This is a genomic window from Pseudomonas sp. TE21394 (assembly GCF_054057835.1).
This window is the reverse complement of sequence record NZ_JBSRZR010000001.1, coordinates 2251430-2270958: the sequence shown is the minus strand read 5'-3', so window position 1 is coordinate 2270958 and position 19529 is coordinate 2251430. Positions and strand designations below refer to the sequence as shown.

Here is a 19529-nt window from a genome sequence, read left to right as displayed (position 1 = left end):
CCTCAGGCTGCAAGCTGCAAGACGATCACTTGAGCACGACAGGCCCCGCGCACGGGGCCGTCACTTGCAGCTGTTGTTACTGCGGGTTGGCACGGGTGCTGGACAGCAGATGCTTCAGGTTGGCCGCCTTTGGCTTGACCAGCCAGAAGCGCCGCACGTAGTCGTCCAGGTTCTCCGAGAGCTCACGCCCCCACTCGCTGCCGGTCTCCTCGACGTACTCGGCAAGGACCCGCGCCAGGTGGCTGCGATAGGCCTCCATCGCTTCACCACTGATCCGCTGGATTTCCACCAGTTCGTGGTTGAGCTTGTCGACGAAGGTATTGTCCATGTCGAGCACGTAGGCGAAGCCGCCAGTCATGCCAGAACCGAAGTTGTAACCGGTCTTGCCCAGGACGCAGACAAAGCCGCCGGTCATGTATTCACAGCAGTGATCGCCAGTACCCTCGACAACAGCGTGGGCGCCAGAGTTACGCACAGCGAAGCGCTCGCCCGCGGTACCGGCGGCGAACAGCTTGCCGCCAGTCGCTCCGTACAGGCAGGTGTTGCCGACGATGGCGCTGTGCTGGGTTTCGAACGGGCTGCCGGCTGGCGGCACGATGGTGACCTTGCCACCGGTCATGCCCTTGCCGACGTAGTCGTTGGCGTCGCCTTCCAGATGCAGGTTCAGGCCACCGGCGTTCCACACGCCAAAGCTCTGGCCCGCAGTGCCCTTGAAGCGGAAGGTGATCGGCGCCGCGGCCATGCCCTGGTTGCCGTGCAGGCGGGCGATTTCGCCCGATACACGCGCACCGATGGAGCGGTCGCAGTTGCAGATGTCGAGGCTGAACTCACCACCGGCCTGGTCGCGAATAGCCGGCATGGCCATTTCAACCATCTTCTCGGCCAGCTCGCCCTGGTCGAACGGCGGGTTCCTGTCGACTTCACAGAACTGCGGCTTGTCCGCCGGGATATGCGCGCTACCCAGCAGCGGCGACAGGTCGAGGTACTGCTGGCGCTCGGTGTCGCCTGGCAGTACATCGAGCAGGTCGGTACGCCCGATCAGCTCGCCCAGGCTGCGCACGCCCAGTTTGGCCAGCCATTCACGGGTTTCCTCGGCGACGAAGGTGAAGAAGTTGATCACCATGTCGACGGTGCCGATGTAGTGGTCCTTGCGCAGCTTGTCGTTCTGGGTGGCAACGCCGGTAGCGCAGTTGTTCAGGTGGCAGATGCGCAGGTACTTGCAGCCCAGGGCGATCATCGGTGCGGTACCGAAGCCGAAGCTCTCGGCGCCGAGGATGGCCGCCTTGATCACGTCCAGGCCGGTTTTCAGGCCGCCGTCGGTCTGTACCCGGACCTTGCCACGCAGGTCGTTGCCGCGCAGGGTCTGATGGGTTTCGGCCAGGCCCAGCTCCCACGGGGCGCCAGCGTACTTGATCGAGGTCAGCGGCGAAGCACCGGTACCACCGTCGTAGCCGGAGATGGTGATCAAGTCCGCATAGGCCTTGGCCACACCGGCGGCGATGGTGCCGACGCCTGCTTCAGCCACCAGCTTGACCGACACCAGGGCCTGCGGGTTGACCTGCTTGAGGTCATAGATCAGCTGGGCCAGGTCTTCGATCGAATAGATGTCATGGTGCGGTGGTGGCGAAATCAGGGTCACACCCGGCACCGCGTAGCGCAGCTTGGCGATCAGGCCGTTGACCTTGCCGCCTGGCAGCTGGCCACCCTCACCGGGCTTGGCACCCTGGGCGACCTTGATCTGCAGCACTTCGGCGTTGACCAGGTATTCCGGGGTCACGCCAAAGCGACCAGTGGCTACCTGCTTGATCTTCGAACTCTTGATAGTGCCATAGCGCGAAGGGTCTTCACCGCCCTCACCGGAGTTGGAGCGCGCACCCAGGCGGTTCATGGCCTCGGCCAACGCCTCATGCGCCTCTGGCGACAATGCGCCCAGCGAAATACCAGCGGAGTCGAAGCGCTTGAGGATGGCCTCCAGCGGCTCGATCTGCTCCAGCGGCAGCGGCTGCTCAGCCACCTTCACCTTCAGCAGGTCGCGGATCATCGATACCGGGCGCTGGTCGACCAGCGTGGTGTATTCCTTGAACTTGGCGTAGTCGCCCTGCTGCACGGCAGCCTGCAGGGTGTTGACCACGTCCGGGTTGTAGGCGTGGTATTCGCCTCCGTGGACGAACTTCAGCAGGCCGCCTTGCTGGATCGGCTTGCGCGCGCTCCAGGCCTCGGCAGCCAGCAGTTTCTGGTCGCTTTCAAGGTCTTCGAAACGCGCACCCTTGATGCGGCTGGACACGCCCTTGAAGCTCAGGCCAACCACTTCCTCGGACAGGCCGATGGCTTCGAACAGCTGTGCACCGCGGTACGAGGCGATGGTCGAGATACCCATCTTCGACAGGATCTTCAACAGGCCCTTGGAAATGCCCTTGCGGTAGTACTTGAAGACTTCATCCAGGTCACCCAGCACTTCGCCGGTGCGGATCAGGTCGGCCAGCACTTCGTAGGCCAGGTACGGGTACACGGCCGAGGCACCGAAGCCCAGCAGCACGGCGAAGTGGTGCGGGTCGCGGGCCGTGGCAGTCTCCACCAGGATGTTGCTGTCGCAACGCAGGCCCTGTTCAGTCAGGCGGTGATGCACCGCGCCAACGGCCAGCGAAGCATGCACCGGCAACTTGCCCGGGGCGATGTAGCGGTCGCTCAGCACCAGCTGGGTCTTGCCGCTGCGCACCGCTTCTTCAGCCTGGTCGGCGATGTTGCGGATGGCCGCTTCCAGGCCGACGCTCTCTTCATAGTTGAGGTCGATCAGCTGGCGGTCGAAGCCTTCGCGCTCCAGGTTCATCAGCGAGCGCCACTTGGCAGGCGAGATGACCGGCGAGCTGAGGATCACCCGCGAAGCGTGCTCCGGGGATTCCTGGAAGATGTTGCGTTCGGCGCCGAGGCAGATTTCCAGCGACATGACGATCGCTTCACGCAGCGGGTCGATCGGCGGGTTGGTCACCTGGGCGAACTGCTGGCGGAAGAAGTCGTACGGCGAGCGCACGCGCTGCGACAGCACGGCCATCGGCGTGTCGTCACCCATCGAGCCGACCGCTTCCTGGCCCTGCTCACCGAGCGGGCGTAGCACCTGGTCACGCTCTTCGAAGGTGACCTGGAACATCTTCATGTACTGCTTGAGCTGATCGGCGTCGTAGCTGGCCACACCCTGGTCGTCGGTCAGCGTGGCCTGGATGCGCGTGGCGTGCTGACGCAGCCAGCGCTTGTACGGGTGGCGCGACTTCAGGCGGTTGTCGATCGCATCGGTGTCGAGGATCTGACCGGTTTCGGTGTCGACGGCGAAGATCTGGCCAGGGCCGACACGGCCTTTGGCGATGACGTCCTCTGGCTTGTAGTCCCATACGCCGATTTCCGACGCCAGGGTGATGTAGCCGTTCTTGGTGGTCACCCAGCGCGCCGGGCGCAAGCCGTTGCGGTCGAGCAGGCACACCGCGTGGCGGCCCTCGGTCATGACGATACCGGCCGGGCCGTCCCACGGTTCCATGTGCATGGAGTTGTATTCGTAGAAGGCGCGCAGGTCGGCGTCCATGGTCTCGACGTTCTGCCAGGCTGGCGGCACCAGCATGCGCACGCCACGGAACAGGTCGATACCACCGGTAACCATCAGCTCGAGCATGTTGTCCATGCTAGAGGAGTCGGAACCGACGCGGTTGACCAGCGGGCCAAGCTCTTCGAGGTCGGGGATCAGGTCGTTGGCGAACTTGGTGCGACGGGCCATGGCCCAGTTGCGGTTGCCAGTGATGGTGTTGATCTCGCCGTTGTGAGCGAGGAAGCGGAATGGCTGTGCCAGCGGCCATTTCGGCAAGGTGTTGGTGGAGAAGCGCTGGTGGAACACGCAGATCGCGGTTTGCAGGCGCTCGTCACCCAGGTCCGGATAGAACGCCGCCAGATCGCGCGGCATCATCAGGCCTTTGTAGATGATGGTCTTGTGCGAGAAGCTGCAGATGTAGTGGTCGGCGTCATGGGCGTTGGCCACGGACGAACGGCGACGGGCACTGAACAGCTTGATGGCAAATTCCTGGTCGCTCAGGCCTTCGCCGCCGATGAACACCTGCTCGATCTGTGGCAGGCGCTCCAGGGCCAGGCGGCCGAGCACGCTGGTGTCGATCGGCACCTTGCGCCAGCCGACCAGCTTGAGGCCGGCTGCGAGGATTTCGCGGTCCATGTTGGCACGGGCGGCTTCGGCTTTGACCGGGTCCTGGTTGAAGAACACCATGCCGACAGCGTACTGCCTGGGCAGCTCGACGGCGAAATGTTCCTGGGCCACGGCGCGCAGGAACTGATCGGGCTTCTGCATCAGCAGACCGCAACCGTCCCCGGTCTTGCCGTCGGCGTTGATACCGCCGCGGTGGGTCATGCAAGTCAGTGCCTGCATGGCGGTTTGCAGAAGGTGGTGGCTCGGTTCACCCGTCATGTGGGCGATCAGGCCAAAACCACAGTTGTCCTTGAATTCTTCGGGATGGTACAGACCTGTTTTCATAGACACATTCTCACCAGGTTCACCTCTCAACGGAGGTAAATCTCTTTTTTAACAACCACTTACCATCCACGCCGATCAAACGCCAGCTTTTTGCGGTGGCCATGGAAAACCATTGTTGCACAGCGACAGCGATGCTCACAAATTTTCATGTCTCACCATTGAAAATTCATGTCGCAATTTTGAATGTTTTTACGCCATGCGCCGTGATAGCGGCTTGGCTCGAGTCTGAAGCGTTTCAGCCATGACTGCAAGTGAGGCTTTTGGCCGGCAGCCTGGGACAGAAAAGCCTGCCGCGCTCAGGCGCAGCAGGCTAGTCGAAGTTCTGTAATCGCTTAGCAACTGGGCAGCGGGGTGTTGCCGCCCGGAAGGTAATCAGCGAGCCGTGGCAAGCTCTTGTTGAACGCTGCCGACGGTACGTGGCCAAGGTTTACCAGCCTGGACCTTCGCTGGCAAGTTCTTGATTGCCGCAACCGCCGCGTCACGGTTGGCAAAGTTGCCGTAAGTGACGACGTATAGCGGTTTGCCCTGGAGGTTTTTCTTGAAGTAGCGATAGTCGCCACCCTGGGCCTTGACGAAGGCCTGGGCCGACGCTTCGGAGCTGGTACCGAGGATCTGCACCACGTAGTTGCCCGGCTTCTGCCCGGCGTACCAGCCACCGTTGCCATTGCCACCCACAGCTGGCTTCTCGGCAGGCTTGGCAGCTGGCTTGGCCACGGCAACCTGGGTCGGCGCCGGGGCTGGCTTGGCTGGCGCAACCGGCTTGGCAGGCTGGGTTGCGACAGGCTTAGGCTCAGGCGCAACCGGCTGTGGCTGTACCGGCTGGGCCGGCGCAACAGCGACAGGCTGGGCAGGTACTGGCGCCGGGCCCGCCTGCGCACCCTGCGGTGGCGCGATGGTGGTCACGGTAGGCGGCGGGTTGCCAGGCTGCAGCGCGGTATCACCGGCCGGGCTGCCCTCTTCGCCCTCGCCCATGCCGGCAGCCTGGGCCAGCGGCTCGCGCATCACCGGCTGCGACTGGCCAACCAGTGGTAGCGGCATCGGCTGGGACGAACCCGAGAACTCGATGGCCGGGTTGCCACCGTTGCCGTGGCCTTCACCCAGCGGCAGCTGTGCCTGGGCGACGGGCGCTTCGGCGGGCGCCTTGTCGCCTTTCCTGGGCATCAATACCGCGGCCGCTACGGCGACCACGACCACAGCGGACAACGCGAGCACGTGTTTTTTAGGCATCTTGAACCCCATGGATGGTCGCTTGGCCGTCGAGCGGCTGGCGATCATGGCTTCGATCAAAGTGTCACGGGCGACCTGGTTGATGTTGCCAGGCCAACCGTCAGAGTTTTCATGGATATCGACGATCTGTTCGCGGGTGAACACCTCGATGCCCCGGCCAGCCCCTTCCAGGCGCTGCTCAAGGTACTCGCGGGTTTCTTCTTCACTGTAGGGGGCGAGCTCGATGATGTGGAAGCGTTCTTCCTCGATATTCAGCTCATCCAGCCCGGCAATCAGCGAAGGTTCACCGAACAGGAACACATGCGGGCGCCCCTCCGGTACGCCTGCGGCCAATTCCAGCAACGCTTGGAGTGCCGACTCGTCGAGTTGTTCCGCATCGTCCACCAGCAAATACACTTCCTGGCCGGTCAGTGCCAATTGCACCACCTTGGCCAGGATTGCCGGCACTTCCGGCTGCGCCACATCCAGGCTCTGTGCGACCTGGCCAAGGACACTGGCCGCGTCGCTGGCACCGCGGGCAGACACCACGACGCTCTGCACTGCCTGCTTGTTGGTGCTGGCCACCAGGGCTTGGCGCAGCAGGGTCTTGCCGCTGCCCAGCGGACCGCTGACCACAAGCATCAATTGGCTGTAACGCGCCAGGTGATGCAACTGGCCGAGCACGGGCTTGCGCTGGGCCGGGAAGAACTTGAAACCGGGCACGCGGGGTGCGAACGGATCGTGGCTCAACTGGTAATGGTCGAGAAAGGCCTCATCGGCATGCAAACTGGTCATTGCGCTGTCACAACCTCAAAGCTGGGCCACGATCGCGCGGTAATCCGCCGACAACGTGGCCTGTAGTATCTCTTTCGGATAGTCGTCGGTAACTACGGCCTCGCCCATCTGGCGCAGCAGCACCAGACGCAGACGGCCGTCGAGCACCTTCTTGTCGACCGCCATGTGCTCCATGAAATGCGCCGGGGTCATTTCCTGTGGTGGCACCACCGGCAAACCTGCGTCCTGCAACAGGCGGATTCCGCGATCGCGCTCGGCCTGGTTGATCCAGCCAAGGCGCATGGACATTTCCAGGGCCATCACCGTGCCAGCCGCAACGGCTTCGCCGTGCAGCCACACGCCGTAGCCCATGTGGGTCTCGATGGCATGCCCGAAGGTATGCCCCAGGTTCAACGTGGCCCGTACGCCTGACTCGCGTTCGTCAGCACCTACCACTGCGGCTTTGGCTGCGCAGGAACGGCGGATGGCTTCGGTCAGCGCCGTCGGGTCGAGGGCACGCAGCGCCTGCATATTGTCTTCGAGCCAGGCGAGGAAGGGCTTGTCGCAGATCAGGCCATACTTGATCACTTCCGCCAGCCCTGCGGACAGTTCACGTGCCGGCAGGGTCTTGAGGCTGGTGGTATCGATCAGCACTGCATTGGGCTGATAGAAGGCACCGACCATGTTCTTGCCCAGCGGGTGATTGATGCCGGTCTTGCCGCCTACCGATGAATCGACCTGAGACAACAGGGTGGTCGGGACCTGGATGAAGTCGACACCGCGCTGGTAGCAGGCCGCGGCGAACCCGGCCATGTCACCGATCACGCCGCCACCCAGGGCGACCACGGTGGTACGGCGATCGTGTCGCGCCGTCAGCAGGCCATCGAAGATAAGTTGCAGGGTTTCCCAGTTCTTGTGGGCTTCGCCATCGGGCAACACCACTGGCAGTACCGAATAGGCACCCAGGGTCTTGCTCAGGCGTTGGAGATACAGGGGCGCGACGGTTTCGTTGGAAACGATGGCAACCTGCCGCCCGGCAATATGCGGGGCCAGCAACTCGGGCTGGTCCAGCAGGCCTTCGCCAATGTAGATCGGGTAGCTACGCTCGCCCAGGTCGACCTTAAGTGTCTGCATGTATCCCCACAATGTACTTGAGCGCGGCGCCTTCGCGACGGCGCCACGCGGTAACGTTCAAGCTCGCCTCGGCGCTGGTGGCCGAGAATAGTCCCGGGCTACCGGGGCGGCAACTGCTGCAAGCGTTCGAGAATGTCGATCACCACCATGCGCGGTGGCCGCTCGTCGGTTTCCACCACCAGATCGGCGATTTCGCGGTAAAGCGGGTCGCGGGTCTCCAGCAGGGCACGCAAGGTTGCCTCGGGATTGGCCGTGCGCAGCAGGGGGCGATTGCGGTCGCGCGCGGTACGGCCAACCTGTTGTTCCACCGAGGCATGCAGGTAGATCACCCGCCCCCCCCGGCGCAACGCCTGACGATTGGCTTCGCGCATCACCGCACCGCCGCCGGTTGCCAGAACCACGCCGTCGAGTGCGCACAGCTCGGCGATCATCGCCTGTTCGCGGTCACGAAAACCCGGCTCGCCTTCCTTGTCGAAAATCCACGGGATGTTGGCGCCGCAGCGCAGTTCGATTTCCTTGTCGGAATCCTTGAACAGCAGGCGCAGCTCTTTGGCCAATAGGCGTCCGATGGTGCTTTTACCAGCACCCATGGGTCCCACAAGTATCAAATTTCGCACAGAATCAACGACTCACAGCAATCGCCTGGTCACTCATGATACGCGGAGTCAGGAAGACCAGCAGCTCGGATTTTTTCTCTTGTAATGCATCGCGTCGAAACAGCCGCCCAACATACGGCAGATCGCCGAAAAATGGCACCTTGTCGACCACATTGTTTTGCGAAGTCGAATACACGCCGCCGATCACGATGGTTTCGCCATCCATCACGCGCACCTTGGCATTGACCTCGTTCTTGCGAATCGGCGGCACATTGTTCAGTGCGTTGACGTAATCCGGCTCGTCCTTGGTCACCCTGACGGTCATGATCACCTTGTTGTCCGGGGTGATCTGCGGGGTCACCTCCAGCGACAACGAGGCTTCGCGAAACGCGACCGAGGTGGCGCCGCTCTGGCTGGTTTCCTGATAAGGCACCTCGGTGCCCTTGAGGATCCTGGCGGTCTCCTTGTCGGCCGTGACCACCTTGGGCTGCGAGATGATCTCCCCATTGCCGCTCTTTTCCATGGCGCTGAGTTCGAGGTCGAGCAGCACACCCCCGCGCAGCAGGCCGAGGCCGATGCTGCTGCCGGCACGCTCCAGCCCGAGGTCGACGAACAGGTCTTTGCCCGGTTGCGGGCCCTCCAGGTAAAGCGGCCCGCCCCAGCGCACGCCGAGGCTCTTCTCGTAATCAACGTTGGCCTCGACGATACGCGCCTCGATCACTACCTGACGTACCGGTACATCCAGCTGCGCCACCAGTTGCCGCAATTCGCCAAGGCGCTCGGCCGGCTGATGCACCACCAGCGTGTTGGTGCGCTCATCGACACTCAGGCTGCCGCGCCCAATGCCGTCATCAGCCAGGCTCGCCAACAGCAACTCCGCCAGCTCGGCGGCCTTGGCATGGTGGATGGGCAGCAGCTCCCGGCGCAACGGCTGCAGTTGCGCCTCCAGCGCCTGCTCCACGCGGGTATCGAGCGATTGCGTGGCAAGCTCGGACGCAGGCGCCACCAGCAATACATTGCCTTCCTGGCGTCGGGCCAACCCCCTGCTACGCAGCACCAGATCAAGCGCCTGGTCCCAAGGCACGTCCTGCAGGCGCAAGGTGACATTGCCCTGTACGGCATCGCTGGCCACCAGGTTGACGCCGGCATAATCTGCCAGCACCTGCAACACCGCGCGGACCTCCACATCCTGGAAGTTCAGCGACAGCGGCTCACCCTGGTATGGCGTGGCCGACGCCAGCGGGATCGACAGCAGGGCTGCCAGCCCCAACTTCTTCACTCGTTTCATTCTGTTCCGGGGCCTCCTTGCCCAGGCGCTTTGCGAGGGTGAGGAAGGCAGTGCGCTCGTGCCAGCCCCCCGCCATGAACAGCCTTTCGCGCACCTCGACCTGACGCGGGTCGATCTGCGTCACTACGCCCTGGTCACGCCCCACCCGGTCACCCAGGCGCACACGGTAGAGCCTGCCAGCCACCCTCAGCAGCGCTTCGTGAGTGGCGCCGCGCGACAGACTGCCGACCATTTCCAACTGGGCCAGCGGCACGCTGGCCAGCCCGTCGCTCGGCAGCCGCGACGCCCCTGGGGCGAACGGGTCGATCGCAGGCACTGGTGTAGCAGCCCTGGCCGGCATCCGCGCCAGCACGGCGGGTGCTGACGTGGGCACCAGTGCCTGATAGGTATCAACCCGCAACTGAAGGCGCAGCAGGCCATCGGCTGCCACCAGCCGCAGGTAATCGCCGCGCAGCACTCGCGCCTGCCCCAGCCAGTCGCCCAGCCATTGGCGCAAGGCCGTGTAACGCCCCACAAGCTGCAGCTCCAGAGGTACCCGACGAAAGCCGGCCTGTTGTTCGCCTTCCAGCACGACGACCTGCTCGATGAGCAGACCGTGGGCCTGCCCCAGTGCCGCCAGGCGGTCGAGCAGATCACTCATGCCCTCGCCGGCCGCCAGCTGCCACTGAGCCTCCTTCAAACGTTGCTCGGCAAGCGCCACGGACGTCCGCAGTTGCTCCAGTTCGTAAACCCGCGCGGCGCTGGCGGCCTGTTGCTCGGTCAACCCGACGTGCCGGGCTGCCTCGTGCGCCTGCTGCTGCAACGGCGCCGGCAGGCGGATCATGCACCCCAGGCCAAAGAGCGCCACGGCCAGCAGAACTGGCGCCAGTTGCCTGAAACGGTTGGTACGGCCGACCGCAGTCAGCCAGGCCAGCAGCTTCGCTGCATTCATGACCAGAACGCCGAAACACGCGCACTCAGCAGAAACTCATCGCCGCCCGGCAGGCTTCTCATGCGCTTGAGTTCCAGGTCGAGCAATGCACTTGAGCGCTCCAGGTCGCGCATGAACTGCGCGACCACGGCACCCGACGTGGCCAGCCCCGTTACCTGCAGGCGGCCGCTTTCAAGGCTGAGATCGAGCAACTGAATGCCTTGTGGCAACGCAGCCTCAAGGTCCGCGAACACGTCGGCGAGTACATCCTGGTTGGCGCGCAAGCTTTCCAGTGACATCGCGCGGGCGAGCAGGGTTTCATGCCGCTCCCGCACATCGGCCAGCGGCTGCAGCTGTTCATTCAACAGGCCAATGGCTGCCTCGCGCTGGCTATTGGCAAGGGCCAGGTGCTCGCCGCGCTGGCGGGCGAGCTGGTCGACCAGCGTCACCGCGCAAAGGGCCAACAGTGCGCCAGCGACCAGCTGTCGGCGAAAACGGCGGAGTGCGGCCTGGCGCTGCCGTTCGCGCCAGGGCAGCAGGTTCAGCCGCATCATGGCTGCAACCCGCCAAGCGCCAGGCCGCATGCCAGGATCATCGAGCCATCGACGTGCTCAAGCCCAGCCAGGCCGGGCAGATGCCGACAAGGCATGTGCAGCCGGGCGCTCAGGCTTTGCAGCCAGCCCGGGTCGGTCGGGGTACTACTGACAAGCCACAGGCCCGCGGGCCGGGGCCCATCGGCAAACAGCGCGTGCAGGCACTCGGGCAACCGTTCTTTCATACCCGCTCCAGCCACTTGCAGGTCCCGGCGCTGGTGCAGCCGCCCCGGCTGCCAGTCATAAAGCGTCGCGCCGTGCGCTTCGATACGCAGCAGCGCTGTTGTCTTGGCCTCGCTACCTGGCAACAGGCGGCACAAGGCGATGCTGTCGATTTCCACGGCCTCCAACTGCAACCCCGCCTCGTCGACGATGGCTTCGAGGGGCGTCATCGCACTCTGCCGACATGCAGCCACCATTACCTCGACGCAACCTGGCTGAACGCCGGAGCCTCCGATGACCTGGAAATCCAGGGCAAGGTCTTCCAACGGAAAAGGAAACAGCCGCTCTGCGTCAGCCAGCAACTGCGCCTCCATTTCCGCCTCATCCTGGCCCGCTGGAAGCTGGCACAGCTTGCAAATCACCAGGTTGGCCGGCAGCGCCAGCGCGACTCGGCGTTGCCCCAGGCCGCTGCGGCGCCAGGCGCGCCGCAAGGCGGCCACCACTGCCACGGGCTCTGCCAGCCAATCGTTGCCAATTGGCGGCTCGAACGGTTCCTGCGCCGAGGCATGCACCCGGTAGCGCCGGCCACGCCGCTGCAGTTGCACGACACGAACAGTATCAGGGGCTATTTCCACCCCCACGAGTGAACCCGCATTCTTGCCGAAGCGTCCTGGCATCATGGCTTCCTTGTCGTAGCCGCAGCTATCTGTAGCAACCCCGCCAAGACCGGGCCGCGCCGTCGCCTCGAGGCGACGGGCAGCCTGACCGGTAACCCGGAGAGGCTAAAAAATGCTTATAATGCCCAGCGTTTTTTGGTCCGCCGGACCCGCGTGCAATCCACTCCCAACCTGGACACCGAAAAGCCTTGATACGCTTGCTGAAGTTCTTCTGGTGGTCTTCCGTCGCAGTCATCTGCGCGCTCGTACTCGGTGTGAGCGGTGCGTTTCTGTATCTTAGCCCCAGCCTGCCCTCGGTCGATTCGCTTAGAAGCATCCAGTTGCAGATCCCCCTGCGGGTGTACAGCAGCGACGGCAAGCTGATTGCCGAGTTCGGCGAAATGCGCCGCTCGCCGATCCGCTTCGCGGAAATCCCCCCACAATTCATCCAGGCACTTCTGTCAGCCGAGGACGACAATTTCCTCAATCACTACGGTGTCGACCCCAGCAGCCTGATGCGCGCCGCGACCCAGTTGGTAAAAACCGGGCATATCCAGACCGGCGGCAGCACCATCACCATGCAGGTGGCGAAGAACTTCTTCCTCACCAGCGAACGCAGTTTCTCGCGCAAGACCAACGAGATCCTGCTGGCCCTGCAGATCGAACGTGAGCTGACCAAGGACGAGATCCTCGAGCTCTACGTGAACAAGATCTACCTGGGCAACCGCGCCTACGGTATCGATGCCGCCGCGCAGGTGTACTACGGCAAGTCGATTCGCGATGTGAGCCTGGCGCAGATGGCGATGATTGCCGGGCTGCCCAAGGCCCCGTCGCGCTTCAACCCGCTGGCCAACCCGGTGCGCGCCAAGGAGCGCCGCGACTGGATCCTCGGCCGCATGTACAAGCTGGGCAAGATCGACGAAGCCAGCTACCAGGCCGCCCTGGCCGAGCCGTTGAATGCCAGCTATCACGTGCCCGCACCGGAAGTGAACGCACCCTATATCGCGGAAATGGCCCGCGCCGAAATGGTCGGTCGTTACGGCAGCGAGGCCTATACCGAAGGCTTCCGCGTCACCACCACGGTGCCCAGTGACATGCAGGAAATGGCCAACAAGGCCATCCTCAACGGTCTTTCCGAGTATGACGAGCGCCACGGCTACCGCGGGCCGGAAGCACGCTTCCCGGGCCGCACCCAGGCGGCCTGGCTGCAGGAACTGGGCAAGCAGCGCACGTTAGGGGGTCTGGAGCCGGCCATTGTCACCCAGGTCGAAAAGACTGGCGTCAAGGTGCTGACCCGTAGCGGCCAGGAAGAACTGGTGGCCTGGGACACCATGAAATGGGCCCGCCCCTTCATCAACAGCAATGCTCAGGGCCGCTCGCCGCAGTCACCGGCAGATGTAGCCCAGGTCGGCGACCTGGTACGTGTCCAGCGCCTGGAGGATGGCAAGCTCAAATTCAGCCAGGTACCAGGGGCCCAGAGTGCGCTGGTCACCCTCGACCCTTACAGCGGTGCCATCCGCGCGCTGGTTGGCGGCTTCTCGTTCGAGCAGAGCAACTACAACCGCGCCATGCAGGCCAAGCGCCAGCCGGGCTCCAGCTTCAAACCGTTCATCTACAGTGCCGCCCTGGATAGCGGTTATACCGCTTCCAGCCTGGTCAACGATGCTCCGATCGTGTTCGTTGACGAGTACCTGGACAAGGTCTGGCGACCGAAGAACGACACCAACACCTTCCTTGGCCCTATCCGCATGCGCGAGGCCCTTTACAAGTCACGTAACCTGGTGTCGATCCGCCTGCTGCAAGCCATGGGCGTGGACCGCACCATCGACTACATTGCCAAGTTCGGCTTCAACAAACAGGACCTGCCGCGCAACCTGTCGCTGGCCCTGGGCACCGCTACGCTGACCCCGATGGAAATTGCCACCGGCTGGAGCACCTTTGCCAACGGCGGCTACAAGGTTACCCCGTACCTGATCGAGCGCATCGAGAGCCGCAGCGGCGAGACCCTGTTCACCGCCAACCCGGCGCGGGTACCGCAAGGCGCCGAGGACCACGCCGGCCTGGCGGCGCCTGAACAGCCGATCAGTACCGCAGCCATGCCGGGTGAAGCGCCCGCCTTCAGCCAGGTGGCAGCTGCACCGCAGGCGCCAGCCGTGGCCGAACAGATCATCGACGGGCGTACCACCTACATCCTCACCAGCATGCTGCAGGATGTGATCAAGCGCGGCACCGGTCGCCGGGCGCTGGCGCTGGGCCGTACCGACCTGGCCGGCAAGACCGGTACCACCAACGAGTCCAAGGACGCCTGGTTCTCCGGCTACAACGCCGACTACGTGACCACCGTGTGGGTCGGCTTCGACCAGCCCGAAACCCTTGGTCGTCGCGAATACGGCGGCACGGCGGCACTCCCGATCTGGATGAGCTTCATGGGGGCGGCACTCAAGGACAAGCCTGAACATCCGCCCGCAGAGCCGGAGGGCATCCTCAGCCTGCGCGTCGATCCGGTCAGCGGTCGGGCTGCCTCGCCAAGCACGCCGAATGCCTACTTCGAGCTGTTCAAGGCCGAGGATTCGCCGCCTTCGGTGGACGAACTGGGCACCGGAGCGGCGCCGGGCAGCCCGCTGCCAGCGGATGAAGCGGCACCAATGGATCTGTTCTGAAGCAGCCACCCTGCAGGACCGCACTCATCGGGACAGCGGCAAACAAAAAGCCCCGGCTCATGCGAGCCGGGGCTTTCTTGTTTCGCTCAGCTGCAATCAGCCGTTGAACACGTCATCCACGCTCTTCAGCGGGTAGTGCTTCGGATACGGCAGGGTAGCGACGCCGGATTCGATGGCGGCCTTGGCCACAGCGTCGGAAACGACGGTGATCAGGCGGGCGTCCAGCGGCTTCGGAATGATGTACTCACGGCCGAACTCCAGGCCTTCGACGCCATAGGCTTCGCAGACTTCCTTCGGCACTGGCAGCTTGGCCAGGTCCTTCAGGGCGATAGCGGCAGCGATCTTCATTTCTTCGTTGATGCGCTTGGCGCGCACGTCCAGGGCACCGCGGAAGATGAACGGGAAGCCCAGTACGTTGTTGACCTGGTTCGGGTAGTCGGAACGGCCGGTAGCCATGATCACGTCGCTGCGGGTGGCGTGCGCCAGCTCCGGCGAGATTTCCGGGTCCGGGTTCGAGCAGGCGAACACGATCGGGTTGGCAGCCATCGACTTCAGGCCTTCGGCGCTCAGCAAGTTCGGGCCCGACAGGCCTACGAACACGTCGGCACCGTTGAGGGCGTCAGCCAGGGTGCGCTTGTCGGTCGCGTGGGCGAACTGCGCCTTGTACTGGTTGAGGTCGTCGCGGCCTGCGTGGATCACGCCGCTGCGGTCGATCATGTAGATGTTCTCGACCTTGGCGCCCATGCTCACCAGCAGCTTCATGCAGGAGATGGCAGCAGCGCCAGCACCCAGGCAAACGATCTTGGCGTCTTCCAGTTTCTTGCCGGCGATTTCCAGGGCGTTGATCATGCCGGCCGCGGTGACGATGGCGGTACCGTGCTGGTCATCGTGGAACACCGGGATGTCGCATTGCTCAATCAGGGTGCGCTCGATTTCGAAGCACTCAGGGGCCTTGATGTCTTCAAGGTTGATACCACCGAAGGTGATCGAAATACGGCGAACGGTGTCGATGAATGCCTGTGGGCTTTCCGACTCCACTTCGATGTCGAACACGTCGATACCGGCGAAACGCTTGAACAGTACGCCTTTACCTTCCATGACCGGCTTGGAGGCCAGCGGGCCGAGGTCGCCCAGACCGAGGATGGCAGTGCCATCGGAAATCACCGCAACCAGGTTGCCCTTGCCGGTGTATTTGTAAGCCAGCTCCGGATCACGGCCGATTTCGCGCACGGGCTCTGCAACGCCTGGGCTGTAGGCCAGGGCGAGGTCACGTGCGGTGGCAGTGGGCTTGGAAAGTTCGACGCTCAGTTTCCCCGGACGAGGTTGGGCGTGATAATCGAGAGCGGCGGTTTTCAGGTCTGACATGGTGGGCATTCCGCTGTTTACTGTTCTGACGGACCGCCGAGGATACGCAAAGAGCCGGGTAGCCACAAGACTGGCCGGTCACTTGTGTCAAGGCCTTTAGCCTACGACTTTACGCTATAACCCACGGGGCATACGGTCCACAGTGTGTACAATCCAATAGCGAAATGTCTACAACTTTTAGCCTGAAATACGCTCCAACATGCTTGGATCGGTCAATGACAACAGCCAGCGCCGCTGCCCTGGCTTGAGGCCGCCCTTGCGGGAACGATCCAGCACCCAGCCACGCGCTTCGACTTGGCGTCCCTTGAGGTTATCGAAGAAGCCGGCGGGGAAGTTGCGTAGCAGACGAGCGGGAACCTGCAGCACCACGGCATCGTCCAGGTTCAGCCAAACTCCGCCACGGTTGCGCTGCACAGCTTCGATACGGCCAGCAACAACGGCGAAACCGGACTGCCGCACCTGTTCGGCACGCAGCACTGGCGAGCGTCGCCACAGGCCGGCGCCAGCCTTGCGCGCCGCCTGCTCGGCAAGCTGGTGGCAAGCACTGAGGCGCACATTGGGGGCAACCGCCACCCGATAGCCCAAGCCCTCTCCGAGCAATTGCGCTGCCAGATTGTCGCCATTGCTGGAATAGATATGCGCCAAGGTTCGGCCGTACTTGTCTTTGCTGTCGATGCCAGGCACCAGACCGACTCGCCCGTCACTGGCCTTGACCAATACCTGCAGGCGCCGCCTGGCGGCCTCCGCATAGGGTTCGCTGCTACGCCCGTTGCGACCGATCTCCGGGGTATTGATGCCTATCAGCCGCACGCTGCGACCGTCGACCAGACGCAAGGTATCGCCGTCCACCACCTGGCGCACCGCCACCTGCTGAGGCCTGTCCGGCAGCGGGCAGAACGCCTGGGCCGGAAAGTGCCAGACGACAGCCATAAAAAAGGCGCCCACGAGGGGCGCCCTTTTTTGCAGCAATGCGAAACCCGAGGGGTTCGCCATGCGCATGATTACTTCTTGGTACCGAACATACCGAAGCGATCGGCGAACTTCTGTACGCGACCACCGGTGTCCAGAACTTTCTGCTTACCGGTGTAGAACGGGTGGCACAGGTTGCAAACGTCGATCGCCAGGGTGCTGCCCAGGGTCGAACGAGTTTCGAACTTGTTGCCGCAGCTGCAGGTGACTGCAACTACTTCGTAGTTCGGATGAATATCTGCTTTCATGGTCACTTCCTCGAGCTGCGTGCCGCCACCCAACACCAATTGTTGAATACCGCACGTAATTAGGCGGCGAATAATACCAGAGCGCTGCGCCAGTGCAAGTTGTCGCTTGCACCGACCGTCGTCTGCTAGGCTCGCCAGTTCTTGAAACGCCCTCCGAGACTTTCCGCGTGTCCGACGTCATTCTGCGCCTTGCCCTGCCCTCCCCGCTGCGTCGCCTGTTCGACTACAAGGCACCGGCGAGCATGGCGCGCCAGGCCTTGACTCCGGGCATGCGTGTTCGCGTGCCATTCGGCCGCCGCGAAATGATCGGCGTGCTGGTAGAGGTCTGTGAGCGCAGCGAGGTGCCGGCAGACAAGCTGAAACCGGCCAGCGCCCTGCTCGACCCGGTGTCACCGATCCCGCCATCGCTGTTCAAGCTGTGTCTGTGGACCGCCCAGTACTACCAGCACAGCCTGGGCGACACCCTGAGCTGGGCCCTGCCAACGCTGCTGCGCCAGGGCGAACCGGCCGAGATGCGCCAGGAGCGCTTCTGGCATGTCGCCCCCGGCGCCCGCCTGGAAGACCCGCGCATCGCCCGTGCCCCACGCCAGCGCGACGCCCTCAAGACCCTGGCCCAGCACCCGCACGGCGTGGCCCACAGCCTGCTGGCCAAACTCAACCTGAACAAGGACAGCCTCGACCTGCTGCTGGCCAAGGACCTGGTGCAGATCGAGGTGCGCCGCCACCTCCCGGCGTTGCGCCACGAACACTGGCTGGCGCAACCTGAGCTACCGCTCAACGAAGAGCAACGCGAGGCCTTTGATGCCGTGCGCGAAGGCTTCGGCGGCTTCGCGGCGTTCCTGCTGGCTGGCGTGACCGGCAGCGGCAAGACCGAGGTCTACCTGCAATTGATCCGGGAAACCCTGGAAGCCGGCAAACAGGCATTGGTGCTGATTCCGGAGATCAACCTCGGCCCGCAGACCCTGGCGCGCTTCGAGCAGCGTTTCAATGCCCGCATCGCCCTGCTGCATTCGGCGGTGAACGACCGCGAGCGCCTGGACGCCTGGCTGGCGGCACGGGACGGTGAAGCGGACATCATCATCGGTACCCGCTCGGCGTTGTTCACGCCGATGAAAAACCCTGGCCTGATCATCATCGACGAAGAACATGACGGTTCCTATAAACAGCAGGAAGGCCTGCGCTACCACGCCCGCGACCTGGCGCTGGTGCGCGCCCACCAGGAAAACATCCCGATCCTGCTCGGCTCGGCCACACCGTCACTGGAAACCCTGCATAACGCCCTCAACGGGCGCTACCGCCTGTTGCGCCTGAACCAGCGCGCCGGCGGCGCCCGGCCACCGCGCATGCTGCGCCTGGACGTCAAGAGCTTGCCGCTGGACAGTGGCATCAGCGGCCCGTTGCAGCAGGCCATCCGGCAGACACTGGAGGCGGGCCAGCAGGTGCTGGTGTTCCTCAATCGCCGCGGTTTTGCCCCGACCTTGCTGTGCCACGACTGCGGCTGGCTGTCGGAGTGTCCGCGCTGCGATGCGCGCATGACCGTGCACCAGCGCTCCGGCGTGCTGCGCTGCCACCATTGCGGTTATGACGAACGCCTGCCGCACCAGTGCCCGCAATGCAACCACGTCGACCTGCGCCCGGTTGGCGCCGGCACCGAGCGGGCCGAAGAGCGCCTCAAGGTGCTGTTCCCGGATTACCCGATCCTGCGCGTGGACCGCGACAGCACGGCACGCAAGGACGCCATGCACAACCTGTTCAGCACCATCCAGCGCGGCCAACCGAGCATTCTTGTCGGCACGCAGATGCTCGCCAAGGGCCACCACTTCCCACGGGTGACCCTGGTGGCCATCCTTGATGCCGATGGCGGGCTGTTCTCCGGCGATTTCCGCGCCAGCGAGCGCATGGCACAGCTGATCGTGCAAGTGGCCGGGCGTGCCGGGCGTGCCGAAGAGCCTGGCAAGGTCATCATCCAGACCCACCTGGCCGACCATCCCCTGCTGGTGCAACTGACCGAACAGGGCTACTTCGCCTTTGCCGAGCAGGCCCTGCAAGAGCGCCGGGCGGCAGGGCTGCCGCCCTACTCGCACCTGGCGCTGCTGCGCGCCGAAGCACACCGGCCAGGGCAGGCCGAAGGTTTCCTCGACGAGGCCTGCGCGGCCGCCGAACGTCTGGTAGCCGAGCAGGGCCTGGCAGGCATCGAGCTGCTGGGGCCGGTGCCGGCCCCGATGGAGCGGCGGGCCGGGCGCTTCCGCGCGCAACTGTTGCTACAGGCCAATACCCGCGCGCCTTTGCATCGACTGATCAGCGCCTGGTTGCTAGTGTTGGAGCAAATACCGAGCGGGCGGCAGGTACGCTGGTCACTGGATGTCGACCCGGTAGACCTTTACTGAAACCAGCTCCGCTTTGCGGCCCAAAGGTTGGCAACCTGCTCCCGGCCACGGATAATATC

At 63.8% G+C, this 19529-nt stretch carries 13 protein-coding genes; 2 read left to right on the top strand and 11 right to left on the bottom strand.

Going from position 1 to position 19529, the window contains the following annotated elements:
• Nucleotides 1-76 precede the first annotated feature (76 nt).
• From gltB to pilM, 8 genes are all read right to left on the bottom strand, one after another.
• Entirely contained in the window at nucleotides 77-4522 is a 4446-nt protein-coding gene (gene gltB / locus ACVWZT_RS10570; RefSeq protein ID WP_296232729.1) for a glutamate synthase large subunit, read from the bottom strand.
• Nucleotides 4523-4894: 372 nt separating this feature from the next.
• Nucleotides 4895-6523, bottom strand: a complete 1629-nt coding sequence (locus tag ACVWZT_RS10565) for an AAA family ATPase (protein ID WP_457469251.1) — start codon at nucleotides 6521-6523, stop codon at nucleotides 4895-4897.
• A gap of 15 nt (nucleotides 6524-6538) precedes the next feature.
• Complete coding sequence (gene aroB / locus ACVWZT_RS10560) at nucleotides 6539-7636, bottom strand: 3-dehydroquinate synthase (RefSeq protein WP_296232725.1); 1098 nt, start codon at nucleotides 7634-7636, stop codon at nucleotides 6539-6541.
• A 98-nt stretch (nucleotides 7637-7734) separates the two neighbouring features.
• The gene (gene aroK, locus ACVWZT_RS10555) at nucleotides 7735-8253 is read right to left on the bottom strand and encodes a shikimate kinase AroK (protein ID WP_225779590.1); all 519 of its coding nucleotides are present in this window, start codon (nucleotides 8251-8253) and stop codon (nucleotides 7735-7737) included.
• 4 nt (nucleotides 8254-8257) lie between these two features.
• Nucleotides 8258-9520, bottom strand: a complete 1263-nt coding sequence (locus tag ACVWZT_RS10550; RefSeq protein ID WP_296232723.1) for a type IV pilus secretin PilQ — start codon at nucleotides 9518-9520, stop codon at nucleotides 8258-8260.
• A complete protein-coding gene (locus tag ACVWZT_RS10545) occupies nucleotides 9444-10451 on the bottom strand; it encodes a pilus assembly protein PilP (RefSeq protein WP_457469249.1) in 1008 nt (335 codons plus the stop codon). The genes ACVWZT_RS10550 and ACVWZT_RS10545 overlap by 77 nt, the downstream gene beginning before the upstream one ends.
• On the bottom strand, nucleotides 10448-10984 hold the full coding sequence (locus tag ACVWZT_RS10540) for a PilN domain-containing protein (RefSeq protein ID WP_296232719.1): 537 nt from the start codon (nucleotides 10982-10984) through the stop codon (nucleotides 10448-10450). Before ACVWZT_RS10540 ends, ACVWZT_RS10545 begins: the two co-directional genes overlap by 4 nt.
• Nucleotides 10981-11862, bottom strand: a complete 882-nt coding sequence (gene pilM, locus ACVWZT_RS10535; RefSeq protein ID WP_457469248.1) for a type IV pilus biogenesis protein PilM — start codon at nucleotides 11860-11862, stop codon at nucleotides 10981-10983. Before pilM ends, ACVWZT_RS10540 begins: the two co-directional genes overlap by 4 nt.
• Nucleotides 11863-12050: 188 nt before the next feature.
• Here pilM and ACVWZT_RS10530 point away from each other — a divergent pair, with 188 nt between their 5' ends.
• Nucleotides 12051-14501 carry a penicillin-binding protein 1A gene (locus ACVWZT_RS10530; protein ID WP_296232717.1) on the top strand — a complete coding sequence of 817 codons (2451 nt, stop codon included), beginning with the start codon at nucleotides 12051-12053 and terminating at the stop codon, nucleotides 14499-14501.
• 96 nt (nucleotides 14502-14597) lie between these two features.
• On the opposite strand, the gene ACVWZT_RS10525 is transcribed toward ACVWZT_RS10530, so the two are convergent.
• From ACVWZT_RS10525 to rpmE, 3 genes are all read right to left on the bottom strand, one after another.
• Nucleotides 14598-15866, bottom strand: a complete 1269-nt coding sequence (locus ACVWZT_RS10525; protein WP_296232715.1) for a malic enzyme-like NAD(P)-binding protein — start codon at nucleotides 15864-15866, stop codon at nucleotides 14598-14600.
• Nucleotides 15867-16043: 177 nt separating this feature from the next.
• Nucleotides 16044-16865, bottom strand: coding sequence for a thermonuclease family protein (locus tag ACVWZT_RS10520; protein WP_457469245.1), 822 nt, complete (start codon nucleotides 16863-16865; stop codon nucleotides 16044-16046).
• A 2-nt stretch (nucleotides 16866-16867) separates the two neighbouring features.
• Complete coding sequence (gene rpmE, locus ACVWZT_RS10515) at nucleotides 16868-17083, bottom strand: 50S ribosomal protein L31 (RefSeq protein ID WP_003257833.1); 216 nt, start codon at nucleotides 17081-17083, stop codon at nucleotides 16868-16870.
• Nucleotides 17084-17250: 167 nt separating this feature from the next.
• Between rpmE and ACVWZT_RS10510 the strand changes: the two genes are divergently transcribed.
• A complete protein-coding gene (locus tag ACVWZT_RS10510; protein WP_457469243.1) occupies nucleotides 17251-19470 on the top strand; it encodes a primosomal protein N' in 2220 nt (739 codons plus the stop codon).
• Nucleotides 19471-19529: the final 59 nt, after the last annotated feature.